The organism is Pseudomonas sp. GW821-FHT04D07 (assembly GCF_059420225.1).
The window spans coordinates 126,617-139,860 of record NZ_JBWKTH010000001.1 but is presented as its reverse complement, the minus strand read 5'-3'; the positions used below and the strand labels follow the sequence as shown (position 1 = coordinate 139,860).

13 protein-coding genes are annotated in these 13,244 nt (G+C 62.7%); 2 read left to right on the top strand and 11 right to left on the bottom strand.

Annotation, left to right across the window (positions count from 1 at the left end):
• Positions 1-20 precede the first annotated feature (20 nt).
• The gene (locus tag AC07T0_RS00605; protein WP_494999379.1) at positions 21-635 is read left to right on the top strand and encodes an energy transducer TonB; all 615 of its coding nucleotides are present in this window, start codon (positions 21-23) and stop codon (positions 633-635) included.
• Positions 636-664: 29 nt separating this feature from the next.
• On the opposite strand, the gene AC07T0_RS00600 is transcribed toward AC07T0_RS00605, so the two are convergent.
• The 6 genes from AC07T0_RS00600 to ppc all read right to left on the bottom strand — a co-directional run bounded on the left by AC07T0_RS00600 (position 665) and on the right by ppc (position 7,380).
• Positions 665-1,492: an isocitrate lyase/PEP mutase family protein gene (locus AC07T0_RS00600; protein ID WP_494999378.1), complete on the bottom strand. Its 828-nt coding sequence runs from the start codon at positions 1,490-1,492 to the stop codon at positions 665-667.
• A 33-nt stretch (positions 1,493-1,525) separates the two neighbouring features.
• Positions 1,526-2,398, bottom strand: a complete 873-nt coding sequence (locus tag AC07T0_RS00595; RefSeq protein ID WP_494999377.1) for a DUF72 domain-containing protein — start codon at positions 2,396-2,398, stop codon at positions 1,526-1,528.
• A gap of 13 nt (positions 2,399-2,411) precedes the next feature.
• A complete protein-coding gene (locus AC07T0_RS00590) occupies positions 2,412-2,714 on the bottom strand; it encodes a hypothetical protein (protein WP_494999376.1) in 303 nt (100 codons plus the stop codon).
• Between the two features lie 334 nt (positions 2,715-3,048).
• Complete coding sequence (tsaB, locus tag AC07T0_RS00585) at positions 3,049-3,723, bottom strand: tRNA (adenosine(37)-N6)-threonylcarbamoyltransferase complex dimerization subunit type 1 TsaB (protein WP_494999375.1); 675 nt, start codon at positions 3,721-3,723, stop codon at positions 3,049-3,051.
• Positions 3,724-3,816: 93 nt separating this feature from the next.
• Positions 3,817-4,464 carry an adenylate kinase gene (adk, locus tag AC07T0_RS00580; protein ID WP_100942394.1) on the bottom strand — a complete coding sequence of 216 codons (648 nt, stop codon included), beginning with the start codon at positions 4,462-4,464 and terminating at the stop codon, positions 3,817-3,819.
• Positions 4,465-4,749: 285 nt separating this feature from the next.
• Complete coding sequence (gene ppc, locus AC07T0_RS00575; protein WP_494999374.1) at positions 4,750-7,380, bottom strand: phosphoenolpyruvate carboxylase; 2,631 nt, start codon at positions 7,378-7,380, stop codon at positions 4,750-4,752.
• Between the two features lie 223 nt (positions 7,381-7,603).
• On the opposite strand from ppc, the gene AC07T0_RS00570 reads away from it, so the two are divergent.
• Positions 7,604-7,945, top strand: a complete 342-nt coding sequence (locus tag AC07T0_RS00570) for a pilin assembly protein (RefSeq protein WP_494999373.1) — start codon at positions 7,604-7,606, stop codon at positions 7,943-7,945.
• A 203-nt stretch (positions 7,946-8,148) separates the two neighbouring features.
• On the opposite strand, the gene AC07T0_RS00565 is transcribed toward AC07T0_RS00570, so the two are convergent.
• The 5 genes from AC07T0_RS00565 to lysS form a co-directional block, all read right to left on the bottom strand.
• Entirely contained in the window at positions 8,149-8,475 is a 327-nt protein-coding gene (locus tag AC07T0_RS00565) for a PA3694 family proteiin (protein ID WP_494999372.1), read from the bottom strand.
• Positions 8,472-9,386 (bottom strand): alpha/beta hydrolase, encoded by a 915-nt coding sequence (locus tag AC07T0_RS00560; protein ID WP_494999371.1) that lies wholly within the window; start codon positions 9,384-9,386, stop codon positions 8,472-8,474. Before AC07T0_RS00560 ends, AC07T0_RS00565 begins: the two co-directional genes overlap by 4 nt.
• 159 nt (positions 9,387-9,545) lie before the next feature.
• Positions 9,546-10,859 (bottom strand): flavohemoglobin expression-modulating QEGLA motif protein, encoded by a 1,314-nt coding sequence (locus AC07T0_RS00555; protein WP_494999370.1) that lies wholly within the window; start codon positions 10,857-10,859, stop codon positions 9,546-9,548.
• A gap of 9 nt (positions 10,860-10,868) precedes the next feature.
• On the bottom strand, positions 10,869-11,585 hold the full coding sequence (locus AC07T0_RS00550) for a TetR/AcrR family transcriptional regulator (protein ID WP_494999369.1): 717 nt from the start codon (positions 11,583-11,585) through the stop codon (positions 10,869-10,871).
• Between the two features lie 93 nt (positions 11,586-11,678).
• Complete coding sequence (gene lysS / locus AC07T0_RS00545; protein ID WP_494999368.1) at positions 11,679-13,181, bottom strand: lysine--tRNA ligase; 1,503 nt, start codon at positions 13,179-13,181, stop codon at positions 11,679-11,681.
• Between the last annotated feature and the right edge of the window lie 63 nt (positions 13,182-13,244).

The window sequence follows — 13,244 nt, the reverse complement described above, 5'->3', positions numbered from 1 at the left end:
CTGAGCGCCACTCGAGAGCCATGTCAGACATTCGCAATACATCCATAGGTTATCTGTCGCCCACCGGCGATTATGGCCTGCGCAATTCCCAGGCACTGAGCGGTGTCAGTCACCTGTGGCAAGATTTTTTTGCCCGGGCGCTGGCCGAACAGGTGGGGGATACGCCGGATGGCAAGAATGTCCAGGCACAGCTGCCAGTCGATGGCCCGGTGGAACCCACCGCCGGCGCCGAGCTGCTCGCGCAGATCGTCGACCAGCGCCAGTGTGATGTGCAGGACACACCGGTGCGTCCACCGGAGCCGCTGTTCCTGCCGATTGCCGAATTCGATCTGGACCTGCTGAAGCGTCCCGTGCCCTATCCGCCGGAAGAAATCGTCGCCCAGCAGAAGCAGCAGGATTTCGAAAGCGGTTGGGTCCGTCCTATCGTTCTTACCGCCGGTCAGCCACTGCCCGTGCCCGGCCCAGCACCGCAACCGCGTCCGCTGCACCTGCCGATTGCCGAATTCGAACTGGACCTGCTGCAACCCCACGTGCCATTCGACGAAGAAACCCTGGCCAAGCAGCAGAAAGCCATGGATTACGACCTGCACTGGGCCCGTCCGCTGGTGGCACAGAATCTGCGCCTGGCGGCCTGAGTCGCCAGCGCCTGCAAGAATGTGTCTACCTAGCCCTTGAACATCTGATTGATCCGCGCAAAAGGTATCGCCTGATCCAGCGCGCCAAACGTCCCCTGCCCACGAATCTCCTCGGCCGCCCGATAGAACGCGCCGTACGCCGCCCGGGCCAGCGCCGAACCGACGCTGATGCGCTTGACCCCCAACTCGCTCAACTCGGCTACCGACAGCGACACCCCACCCGACATCAACACATTCACCGGCTTGGGCGCCACGGCCTTGACCACCGCCTGGATATCCTCACGTGTGCGCAGGCCCGGTGCATACAACACGTCGGCACCGGCCTCGGCGAACGCCTGCAATCGGCGAATCGTATCCGCCAGATCCAGGCGGCCATGCAGCAGATTCTCCGCCCGCGCCGTGAGCATGAACGGGAACGCCAGGCTGCGGGCTGAGGCAACCGCGGCTTCGACCCGCTCGACTGCATGGTTGAATGCATAGATAGGGTCTTCGGCATGGCCGCTGGCGTCTTCGATCGAGCCGCCGACCAATCCGGCGTCAGCCGCGCGCAGAATCGCCTCGGCGCAACCGACGGAGCTGTGGCCGAAGCCATTTTCCAGATCCGCCGCCACCGGCAGCGCCGTGGCCAGGACAATGCTGCGCGCGTTTTCCAGCGTATCGCTCAGCGAGTTGGCCCCCTCCGCATCCGGACGTCCAAGGGAAAACGCCAGGCCCGCGCTGGTGGTGGCCAGCGCCTCGAAGCCCAGCGCGGCGAGCATTTTCGCCGAGCCGGCATCCCAGGGATTGGGAATCACGAAGGCCCCCGCACGTTCGTGCAGGGCCTTGAAGGCTTGGGCTCTAAGGGTTTGCGCATCCATGGGTCGACTCCTGGCGAAGAGAGTGGAGTGCCATCAGAGCAAACCAAGTTGCTCCGTGGCGGGTCCTCTGTATAGCTCAGGCAGCGCCGGCAAGCCAGGCATTCGCGCCATCAGCCGGGCATGGAACCGTTGCGCCAGCGCCGGTGCGAGACGGTTGTCAGAGGTATGCAGAAACACATAGGGCGTGCGTCCCTCCTCGATCCAGCCGGCGACCTTTTCGACCCAGGGGGTCAGGAAAGGCTCATTCGCCTGCAGTTCCGGGTGACCGATAAAACGCACTTGCGGGAACAGCGTGAACGCCGCCGGCCGTGGTGGCACCTTGGGCTTTTTCGACTGGGCGTGGAGCACCGAGGCTTCAGTGGAGGTGCAACTGAACAGTGCCCGCGGATCGAGGCAGATCCGTTCGACACCCCGGTCCAGCAGCATGCGATTGAGCATCCGCTCCGCGTCGCCCTTGGCGAAGAAGTCGCGATGACGGACTTCAATCGCCAACGGGCGCTCCAATGCGTCGATAAACCCGGCCAGCTCGGCCAGGCGCTGCGGCGCAAAACTGGCCGGCAATTGCAGCCACAGTGGCGCCACCCGCGGGCCCAGCGGCTTGAGCAGTTGCAGGAAGTCTTCAGCGGCCTGGACCTGCTCGCGCAGGTCACCGCCGTGGCTGATATCCCGGGGAAACTTGGCGGTGAAGCGAAAGTGTTCGGGCATAAGCTGCGCCCAGCGTTCTACCGTGGCGGGCGCGGGCCGTGCGTAGAAGGTGGTGTTGCCTTCGACGGCATTGAACAGCTGGGCGTAGAGATCGAGAAAGTCGCTGGCGCGCGCGGTGGGCGGGTACAGAGACTCGCGCCAGGCGTTTTCGCTCCAGGAGGGGCAACCGAGGTAGTAAGGGAGCAGGACAGGATCAGTCATCGACCCGATTAAATCAGATATGCAGGTCGAGCCCCAACACTTCCATGTCCCACTCGACGAAACCGGCGGTGGTCAGGTAGCTGGCCAGGGCATTGGCGACGCTTTTGCTCATGGCGCGATGGAAGATCATGTCCTGCGGGCGGGCCGGCAGATTGGCCAGACGACTACCGGCCGCTTCGGCGCGGGCGGCGACCTCGGAGAGGTCCTCATCGCTATCACCATTCGAGACATCGGCATCGTCGTCGAGCACGACGCTGCCTTTGCGCGGCTTGCGCTTGATGGGGTAGGACTGTGAGGAAACGCCGTCTATACGCATTGGGGCATGCTCGGTGTCGATGATGGCAATTTAGCAGCACGCACCGCACTTAGCTATTGCCCGAGTGATAACTGGACCACAGAACCTGGAAAAGGTTTTCACACCCTGACGCCTGGGTGGGAAAAACATGATGAACGGCACATTTTTGACTGATTCAGGCGTTTTTTCGGCTGATCGAGTTAACGTTCAGTTTAGCCTGAATTTTATCAGTTGCCGCCCAACCTTGTGGGAGCCGGCTTGCCGGCGATGAGGCCAGTAAGCCTTGTATTGCCCTTTCGGCCGTCATCGCTGGCAAGCCAGACTTCCTACAAGGACCGTATGCAGCCTTGCGGGCTCAACGCGCCTTGGGCGTTGCCACTTTATCGCGCAAGTAGACGGGCTGGGCATCGTCGGCCGGGATCGCCTCGCCGCGCGCCCAGGCAAAGCGCGCCAGGCTCAACAGGTCTTCGGCGTGAGGCAGCAGGCTGGCATCCTGACCGCTCAACGCAACCTGGATCCGTTCGCCATAACCCCAGCCCGTGCCCGCACCAAACCACTCGCCCGTGGCGTCGTCCGGCAACGCCGCCAGTTGCGGTGCCAGCACGGCCTCAACCCCGGCCAGGCGCATCTCCCCCGCTTCCTCGCGGTAGCAGCCCCAATACACCTCGTCCATCCGCGCATCGATGGCCGCGGCCACCTGACGCACACCGCGCTCACGAAAGGCCCGTTGCGCGAGGACCGCCAGGTTCGACACCGGCAACACCGGACGCTCCAGGGCAAACGCCAGCCCCTGAACCACACCAATGGCAATCCGCACCCCGGTAAAGGCCCCTGGACCACGGCCGAAGGCAATCGCCTCCACGGCCGACAGGCTGATACCGGCGTCCGCCAGCAACTGCTGGATCATCGGCAAGAGCTTTTGCGCGTGCAGGCGCGGAATCACCTCGTAGTGGCTCGTCACCTTGCCGTCGTGCAGCAAGGCGACGGAGCAGGCTTCAGTCGCGGTGTCCAGGGCCAGCAAGGTGCTCATCGATGTATCCGTCAGGTCGAAAGGAAAAAAGTGCAACAGTATAAACAACAACAGCCCGCAAGCGGGCTGTTGTAGACGCGGCAACTACAACGATCAGCTCAAGGCTTCAAGCACCTTGCTGGTGATCGATTCCACCGAACCGACACCGGCGATATGGCTGTACTTCGGTTTGCCCTGGGCGGCCGAGAGCTTCTGGTAGAAATCCACCAGCGGCTTGGTCTGGGAATGGTAGACCGACAGGCGATGACGCACGGTTTCTTCGGTGTCGTCCTTGCGCTGGACCAGGTCATCCCCGGTCAGATCGTCCTTGCCTTCGACTTTCGGCGGATTGTAGACGGTGTGGTAGACGCGCCCGGAAGCCTCGTGCACACGACGGCCGGCAATGCGCTGGACGATTTCTTCGTCATCGACGGCGATCTCGACCACGTAGTCCAGCTCGACGCCGGCGTCCACCAGGGCTTCAGCCTGGGGAATGGTCCGCGGGAAACCGTCGAACAGGAAACCCTTGGCGCAATCGGCCTGGGCGATACGGTCCTTGACCAGTGCGATGATCAGGTCGTCGGAGACCAGACCGCCGGCGTCCATGATGCCCTTGGCCTTGAGGCCCAGCTCGGTGCCGGCCTTGACCGCGGCGCGCAGCATGTCGCCAGTGGAGATTTGCGGGATGCCGAATTTTTCGGTGATGAACTTAGCCTGAGTACCTTTACCGGCCCCGGGAGCTCCCAGCAGAATGACGCGCATCGATGTGCTCCTCAATTTTTTATTTAGAAACGCTCGGATTCGCCTCGTGGGGCCAATCTCAAAAATAGGGTCATGGCCGCAAAACGGCCAAAGGCTGATCAAGATACACAGCCGACCGTACCCACACAAGCCGCCGAAAGTCGCAGTCACTCATGCCTGCACAAGCGCTGAAACCTGCTACGCCGGGTCGCCCCCCGACAATAAAGTGTCGCCACACAAAAACGACCGCCCCTGACTGGGCAGTCGCTTTTGCCTTGCTGTACACAGAGACGCTTCCTACACACCTTAGCCAGTATTGCGCAGTCCGGCGGCAATTCCCGCCACAGACACCAGCAAAGCCTGTTCCAGAGGGCTGTCCTGGGTGGTTTCCTGGCGCCGCGAACGGGCCAGCAACTCAGCCTGCAAGCGATGCAGCGGATCCAGATAGGTGTTGCGCAGGCGAATGAATTCCAGGGTCTCGGGGCTGTGGGCAAGCAGTTGCGACTGGCCGGTCAAACCCAGAACCACCGCGCACGCCTGCGACAATAGGTCGCGTAAGTGCACCCCCAATGGCCGCAATTCGGCATCCACCAAGCGCTCGTCATAGGAGCGGGCGATATCGCTGTCGGCCTTGGCCAGGACCATTTCCAGCATGTCGATACGGGTGCGGAAGAACGGCCATTGCTCACGCATCTGCGCCAACAGCTCGCCTTCACCCCGGGCCAGGGCCTTGCGCAACGCGGCTTCCCAGCCAAGCCAGGCCGGCAGCATCAAGCGCGTCTGGGTCCAGCCGAAAATCCACGGGATCGCCCGCAGGCTTTCGATACCGCCGGCGCGGCGCTTGGCCGGACGGCTGCCCAGCGGCAGGCGCCCGAGTTCCTGTTCCGGGGTCGACTGACGGAAGTACTCGACGAACTGCGGATTATCCCGCACCTCGGCGCGGTACGCATTGACGCCGTCCGCGGCCAGTTCGTCCATTAACGTGCGCCAGGCCGGCTGCGGCGGCGGTGGCGGCAGCAAGGTGGCTTCGAGTACGGCGGCCAGGTAGAGGTTGAGGTTCTGCTCGGCAATATCCGGCAGGCCGAACTTGAAGCGAATCATTTCGCCCTGCTCGGTGGTGCGGAAACGCCCCGCCACCGAACCCGGCGGCTGCGACAGGATGGCCGCGTGGGCCGGACCGCCGCCACGGCCGACGGTGCCACCGCGACCATGGAACAGCAGCAGTTCGACCTGCTGCTCGCGGCAGATCTCCACCAGGCGTTCCTGGGCCCGATACTGCGCCCAGGCCGCCGCCGTGGTGCCGGCGTCCTTGGCCGAATCGGAGTAGCCGATCATCACCTCCTGCGGACCTTGCAGGCGGGCGCGATAACCGGGCAGCAACAACAGTCGCGCCATCACCGGCCCGGCGTTGTCCAGGTCAGCCAAGGTTTCGAACAATGGCACCACACGCATCGGCCGCAGCACCCCGGACTCCTTGAGAAGCAACTGCACCGCCAGCACATCGGAGGCGGCAGCGGCCATGGAGATCACATAGGAACCGAGGGACGCCGCCGGCGCCGCGGCGATTTCCCGGCAGGTTGCCAGCACTTCGGCGGTGTCCGCGGAAGGCTTGAAATAGGCCGGCAGCAGCGGGCGACGATTGGCCAGCTCGCGCATCAGGAACGTCAGGCGGTCTTCTTCCTTCCAGTCTTCGTAACGCCCCAGGCCCAGGTAGTCGGTGATCTCGGTCATCGCGGCGGCGTGACGGGAGGCGTCCTGGCGCACATCCAGGCGCACCAGGAACAGACCGAAAGTCACCGCCCGGCGCAGGCAATCGAGCAGCGGGCCATCGGCAATCACGCCCATGCCGCAGTCGTGCAGGGACTGGTAGCACAGTTGCAGCGGCTCCAGCAGTTCACGGTTGTGCTGCAGCACCTCGTCCGACGCCGGTTGCGTCGTGGCGAGGGAGGCCTGGGCCCAGTTGCGGGTGGCCCGCAGCCGCTCACGCAATTGCTTGAGCACGGCGCGGTAAGGTTCAGCGCTCTCGCCAGCGCGGGCGCACAAGGCCGCGCTGGCCTGTTGCATCGACAACTCGGCGGCCAACTGATCGATATCGCGCAGATAGAGGTCCGCCGCCATCCAGCGGGCCAGCAACAGGACCTCACGGGTGACCTTGGCCGTGACATTCGGGTTGCCGTCGCGGTCGCCGCCCATCCAGGAGGCGAAACGAATCGGCGCGCCTTCCAGGGGCAGGTGCAGGCCAGTGGCGGCAAACAGCGCCTGGTCGGCACGGCGCAGGTAATTGGGGATGGCTTGCCAGAGGGAATGCTCGATCACCGCGAAGCCCCATTTGGCCTCGTCTACCGGCGTCGGTCGGGTACGGCGGATTTCCTCGGTGTGCCAGGCTTCGGCGATCAGACGCTGCAAGCGCTGGTGGATCTGCTCGCGCTCGGCGCCGGTGAGATCACGGTGATCCTGCTGCGCCAATTGCGCGGCAATCGCATCGTATTTCTGGATCAGGGTCCGCCGCGCCACTTCGGTGGGATGCGCGGTGAGCACCAGTTCGATCTCCAGGCGGCCCAATTGCCGCGCCAGGGATTCGGCGCCATGGCCTTCGGCGAGCAGCCGCGCCAGCAACTCCGGCAGCACCCGCGACTCGAAGGGCGCTGGCTGCGACTCGTCGCGGCGGTGAATCAACTGATACTGCTCGGCAATATTGGCCAGGTTGAGGAACTGGTTGAAGGCCCGGGCCACCGGCAGCAGCTCGTCGTCGCCCAGGCTGTCCAGGCTGGCACTGAGCTCGGCATTGACCGAACCGCTGCGGTCGGCCTTGGCGCCTTTGCGGATACGCTCGATCTTGTCGAGGAATTCGTCACCGTGCTGGGCACGGATGGTATTACCCAGCAGTTCACCTAACAGGTGGACGTCTTCACGCAAACGTACATCAATATCGGACATCGACAGACTCTCCGGGGGACGCTGAGATGGCTCACAAGCGCAAGAGTGCACCACGGCGGCGAATGCTTACAAGTCGAGCGGATAATTGCTGCCCGGCAAAAATCCGCAATGAACCTCGTGACCTGAAGCTAGTCTGATAGATAGGTCCCATGAGGGCCTTATCGCCGGTACAGGCCGGTCACTCATCAATACCCACCATCAACGGGTGCGAATTGAGGTCGATATGAAAATCCGCGAGCTTGCCCAGCACTGGGAAGAAAACGCCAAGGGTCGGTTGACCGACACCGGCTATGCCATTCATCTGGATGTGGAAGCTGCGGCGCGACTGGCGGCGGTGATCGACATGTACCCCAAACGGCGCCCGGAAGAGCTGCTCGGCGAGCTGATCGGCGCGGCGCTGGAGGAACTGGAAGCCAGTTTCCCCTATATCCAGGGCGCACAGGTGGTGGCCACCGACGAAGAAGGCGATCCGCTGTATGAGGACGTCGGGCCGACACCGCGTTTCCTGACGTTGTCGCGACGTCATCTGCATGACCTGGCGTCCCAGGACAAACCGAAACATTAAAGCGCAGCGCGCGTCCCTTATGGATACCGTCTTGCCCCTTGACGCGCAACGACGGTCACTGCGGTCATGCGGTCATGCGGTCATGCGGTCACTGTAGGAGCGAGCTTGCTCGCGATAAACGCAAGGACACCGCGATACCCTTGAAGAATCGCGTTATCGTTGACGCCCATCGCGAGCAAGCTCGCTCCTACAGATAAGGCAGGTTACTGCTCCAACTTCGGCGTTTCCTGCCCCATGCAGCGCACCGCCTGCTTCTGGCTGTTCACCAGCACGCCGGTCAGGCCCTTCTGTTCGGTGTCGAACAGCACCAGCACGCCATCGACGCACTGCGCGGTTTGCGCCGCCGGCTCCAGCGACAGCTTGTAATCCTCCCCGGGCACCGTCTTGAGCATGGTGAACTCGTTCAACAGCAGCGCATCCTCCGGCTTGGCGAAATGCAGGTAGCCGTAGTACCACAAGCACGCCACCGTACCGAGGATGCTGCAGATACCGGTGATGATCAGGGGAATGGCGTTACGTTCTTCAGTCATTGCGGACTCTCTGGTTCACTATTCGAATTCGGGACAGGCGGATAATTCGGGATCTCGCCCAGGCGGCGCAGGCCGTTGAAGTGTTGCGGGTCGTCGAGATAACGCAGCATCACCTGGCGCCAGGTCGGGTCGCCGAAGGTCTGCACATGACCGCCACGGGTCAGTTGCAGCACCCGTGGCGGTGGCGCCGCCTGATACAGCTGGATGCCATTGCTCAGCGGCACGATCGGGTCGTCGAGGCTGTGGAAAATCAGTTTCGGCACCCCGGTCAGGCGCGGCATGGCCTTGATCGCGCTGTCACCGTCGGGCACCAACCAGGACAGCGGGATTTGCAGGAGCCAGGTCAACCAGGACGAAGCGAGGGCATCACGCCCCACCGACCGGTAGCCGGCCGGCGCGCCATCAAGCACCAGGGCCTTGAGCCGCGACTGATACTCGGGATGGCGTTCCACCAGGTAATGCACCACCAGCGCTCCGCCCAGGCTCTGCCCCAGGACCACCAGGGGTTTGCCCTGGACTTCCGGGGCCTTTTGCAGCCAGTCGAACGCGGCATCGATATCCTGGTAAACCGCCGGCAGGCTCGGCTCGCCTTCGGACAGTCCATAACCGCGATAGTCGAGCATCAGCACCTGGTAACCCTGCTCCGGCAACCACCAACTGCCGCCCAGATGCCCGGACAGGTTGCCGCCGTTGCCATGTAGATGCAGCACCGTGCCCTTGACCGCCACGCCGGCCTTGACCGGCAGCCACCAGGCGCGCAGGCGCAAGCCGTCGGCGGTGGTCAGGGTGACATCGCGGTATTCGAGGTGAGCCTTGTCCGGGGTGAATGGCAGGCCGGGATCGGGATAGAACAGCAGGGAACTGCAACCGCCCAGGGTCAGCAACAAGCACAGCACGCCGAGGATTCTCATCCGTTTGAAGCCTCGCTAGATATGTAGAGCCCCCCACCATCCCCTGTAGGAGCGCGCTTGCTCGCGATGGCGGCACAGGCACCGCGGGGCAGCAGTTGCCCCGCGTTATCGTTGACGTCCATCGCGAGCAAGCTCGCTCCTACAGGGCGCGGTCAGCGGTCAGAGGATATTAGAGTAATCCGCTTCGATCCGATCCAGGCTCAAGTGGTTCAGGAAGTTGCTGAAACACATCCAGGCCGACAGTGCATTCATGTCGCGGAACTGTTCCGGCAGGTACTTGGGGGCTACCACCAGGCCTTCATCCACCAGTTGGCGCAGCGTGCGCATGTCCTCCAACGTGGTCTTGCCGCAAAACAGCAACGGCACCTGTTCGAGCTTGCCCTTGCGCACGGCCAACTGAATATAGTTGTAAACCATGATGAAGCCCTTGAGGTAGGACAAGTCTTTGGTAAACGGCAGGCCCGTGGGGGTCGAGCCACGGAAGATCCGACTGGCGTTGCCATAGCTTTCCGCCATCTCGAAACCCTGTTCGCGAAAGAATTCGAACACCTGGAGGAAATCCGCGCCCTGCTCCACCATGTCGATGGCCCGGGTACGGTTGGTCAGCTTGCGCAGGCGGGTCGGATAGGAGGCGAAGGCAATCACCTCCATCAGGATCGCCAGGCCCTCCTGGGTCACGGTCGACGAGGGTGGCCCCTTGGACAGGAAGGTGCAGATCGGCTGGTTCAAGCCGTTGAGGGTGGTGCCGACATGCACCAGACCTTCATGCACCTCCAGCGCCCGTACATCCCGCGAGTTGAACATCGCATCGGCACGGATCTTGATGTAATCGGCACCCGCCGCCGCGTCGGCGACGATACCGTCAGACTCGAACACCCGGATGGTGCCCTCGGCCTCGCCGAACACCTTGTTCAAGCGGCTTTGCAACAGCTCGACCGCGTCCTTGGCAGTGAGGGTCTTGGGTTCGTCCTTGAGGTCCCCGCGCACGTCGATATTGTTCAGGTAATCGGACAGCATCAAGCCCAGGTCCGCCAGGGTCGGATCACCGGCGTGGAAGGCATCCGACGCGGCGCCGTACAGTTCCTGGGAAATCAGCCCGAAATCCGCGGTGCCACGGGCTTCAAGCATCCGCACCACCTGACGGTACTCACGGCACATACGGCGCATGATCTGCCCGACCGGATTGAACTGGCCGAGCCGCCGGGTGATGTCGCGCTCGATATTCTGGAACTCCAGCTTCACCGCGCTGGAATCGAACGACAGCGGCCGCGAGGTGTAATAGTCGCGATCCACCGCCGGCATTTCCTTGCCCTTGGCCTTGAGAAACCCCTTGCGGATATTGTCGTCCCACTTCACCGCATCGAGCACGCGAATCGGTGTCTGCGCCAGCACAATGCGATCGGAGAGGCTGCGTATCGTCTGCTGGTAATCGTCCAAGGGTGACTCCTGAAAGTGACGGCGGTGAATAGCCATGCACGCAGCCTAGACCGAGGCCAGCACCAGATGCATGTAACGCGAGAGGATCCCCAGCATGTCTTGCTCGGTCTGGGCCTCGGTGTCGTTGAGCAGGCCCTGATATTCCATCCGTCCGATAATCGCCGTCAACACTTTGGCATCCTGCTGTGGCTCTTTGGTTCCCAGCACCTGGACAAACTGGTAGGCGCCCTCCAGGAGAATCTGCTGGTGCGAGCGCACCAACACCGCCAGGCGTGGATTGAGCAGCGCTTCCTGGCGAAACGCCTGCTCAGCCATCAGGTGCTCGCGACGGTTGTGCAATTGCCGCTGGATGTAGTCGGCGATCATGTGGGCGATGTCGTCGGCCAGTTGCGCCCGTGAGGCCGTACTGCCGTCACCGTAGGCGACCATTTCCCGCAAGATGCCTTCGGTGTTTCCCCACAGCTTGGCCATAAAGGCCGCACTGCGCTCGACATACTGGGCGAAGGTATCGGTAAGCAGGTCATCGATATCCTTGAAGTAATAGGTGGTGGCCGACAGCGGCACACCGGCCTCGGCGGCCACCGCGCGGTGCCGCACCCCGCGTACGCCGTCGCGCACGACAATGCGCATGGCCGCGTCGAGAATCTCCTGTCGCCGCTGCTCGCTGCCCTGCCGGCTGGCCTTGCGCCCTTGATACTGAACGCTTTCAGCCACCGCCGTGGCGACGCCAGCTGCTCCCTTTTGCGCCTTTGCACGCTCCACTACCGGTCTTCCTCTCTTGTAATGATTTGAAACATCAGTACCAACAGACAATAAAAAAGCCGCCTTGCAAGGGCGGCTTTTTCAACAACAGGTTTACGCTTGCGGCCGCATGTGCGGGAACAGGATCACATCGCGGATCGACGGTGCGTTGGTGAGCAACATCACCAGGCGGTCGATACCGATGCCCTCGCCCGCAGTGGGCGGCATGCCGTACTCCAGCGCCCGCACGAAGTCGGCGTCGTAGTGCATGGCCTCGTCGTCGCCGGCGTCCTTCTCGGCCACTTGGGCCTGGAAGCGCTCGGCCTGGTCTTCCGCGTCGTTCAACTCGGAATAGGCGTTGGCGATTTCACGACCGCCGATAAACAGCTCGAAACGGTCGGTGACGTTCGGGTTCTCGTCATTGCGGCGGGCCAGCGGCGAGACTTCGAACGGGTACTCGGTAATGAAGTGCGGCTGTTCCAGCTTGTGCTCGACCAGTTCTTCGAAAATCATCACCTGCAGCTTGCCCAGGCCTTCGAAGCCGAGGACCTTGGCGCCGGCCTTCTTGGCGATGGCGCGGGCCTTGTCGACGTCCTGCAGGTCGGCGGCGCTCAGCTCCGGGTTGTACTTGAGGATCGAGTCGAACACCGACAGGCGCACGAAAGGTTCGCCGAAGTGGAAGACCTTGTCACCGTATGGCACGTCGGTGCTGCCGAGAACGGCCTGGGCCAGCTCACGGAACAGCTCTTCGGTCAGGTCCATGTTGTCTTCATAGTCGGCGTAGGCCTGGTAGAACTCCAACATGGTGAATTCAGGGTTGTGCCGGGTCGACACGCCTTCGTTGCGGAAGTTGCGGTTGATCTCGAACACCCGCTCGAAGCCACCGACCACCAGGCGCTTGAGGTACAGCTCCGGCGCGATGCGCAGGTACATGCCCATGTCCAGCGCATTGTGGTGGGTTTCGAACGGCTTGGCCGCGGCACCGCCGGGAATGGTCTGCAGCATCGGCGTTTCCACTTCCATGAAATCGCGCTGCATCATGAAGTTGCGGATATGGGCGATGACCTGCGAACGCACGCGGAAGGTCTGGCGTACTTCTTCGTTGACGATCAGGTCGACGTAGCGCTGGCGATAGCGGGTTTCGGTGTCGGTCAGGCCGTGATGCTTGTCCGGCAGCGGGCGCAGCGACTTGGTCAGCAGGCGCACCTGGGTCATTTCGACGTACAGGTCGCCCTTGCCGGAACGGGCCAGGGTGCCTTCAGCGGCGATGATGTCACCGAGGTCCCAGGTTTTCACCGCGGCCAGGGTGTCTTCGGCCAGGGTCTTGCGGTTGACGTAGACCTGGATGCGCCCGGACATGTCCTGGATCACCATGAAGGAGCCACGGTTGAGCATGATGCGACCGGCAACCTTGACCGGGATCGCTGCCTCTGCCAGCTCTTCCTTGGTCTTGTCGGCGTACTGTTTCTGCAAGTCTTCACAGTAGGCGTCGCGACGGAAGTCGTTGGGGAAGGCCTGACCCTTGGCGCGCTCGGCAGCCAGCTTTTCCTTGCGCAGGGCGATCAGAGTGTTTTCTTCCTGTTGCAGGGCTTGCGGGTCGAGTTGTAGGTCGCTCATGTCTTTAGATTTTCCATCACAGGTTCGTTGCCCCCGGCCTACGGCCGGGGATCGCCAGCAAGC

Excerpts from the sequence above, each read along its gene's own strand:
- AC07T0_RS00570 (WP_494999373.1), top strand. The coding sequence starts at position 7,604 with ATGAAAATCCGCGAGCTTGCCCAGCACTGGGAAGAAAACGCCAAGGGT.
- AC07T0_RS00565 (WP_494999372.1), bottom strand. The coding sequence starts at position 8,475 with ATGACTGAAGAACGTAACGCCATTCCCCTGATCATCACCGGTATCTGC.
- AC07T0_RS00595 (WP_494999377.1), bottom strand. The coding sequence starts at position 2,398 with ATGACTGATCCTGTCCTGCTCCCTTACTACCTCGGTTGCCCCTCCTGG.
- AC07T0_RS00605 (WP_494999379.1), top strand. The coding sequence starts at position 21 with ATGTCAGACATTCGCAATACATCCATAGGTTATCTGTCGCCCACCGGC.
- lysS (WP_494999368.1), bottom strand. The coding sequence starts at position 13,181 with ATGAGCGACCTACAACTCGACCCGCAAGCCCTGCAACAGGAAGAAAAC.
- AC07T0_RS00555 (WP_494999370.1), bottom strand. The coding sequence starts at position 10,859 with ATGGCTATTCACCGCCGTCACTTTCAGGAGTCACCCTTGGACGATTAC.
- AC07T0_RS00590 (WP_494999376.1), bottom strand. The coding sequence starts at position 2,714 with ATGCGTATAGACGGCGTTTCCTCACAGTCCTACCCCATCAAGCGCAAG.
- ppc (WP_494999374.1), bottom strand. The coding sequence starts at position 7,380 with ATGTCCGATATTGATGTACGTTTGCGTGAAGACGTCCACCTGTTAGGT.
- AC07T0_RS00560 (WP_494999371.1), bottom strand. The coding sequence starts at position 9,386 with ATGAGAATCCTCGGCGTGCTGTGCTTGTTGCTGACCCTGGGCGGTTGC.
- tsaB (WP_494999375.1), bottom strand. The coding sequence starts at position 3,723 with ATGAGCACCTTGCTGGCCCTGGACACCGCGACTGAAGCCTGCTCCGTC.
- adk (WP_100942394.1), bottom strand. The coding sequence starts at position 4,464 with ATGCGCGTCATTCTGCTGGGAGCTCCCGGGGCCGGTAAAGGTACTCAG.
- AC07T0_RS00600 (WP_494999378.1), bottom strand. The coding sequence starts at position 1,492 with ATGGATGCGCAAACCCTTAGAGCCCAAGCCTTCAAGGCCCTGCACGAA.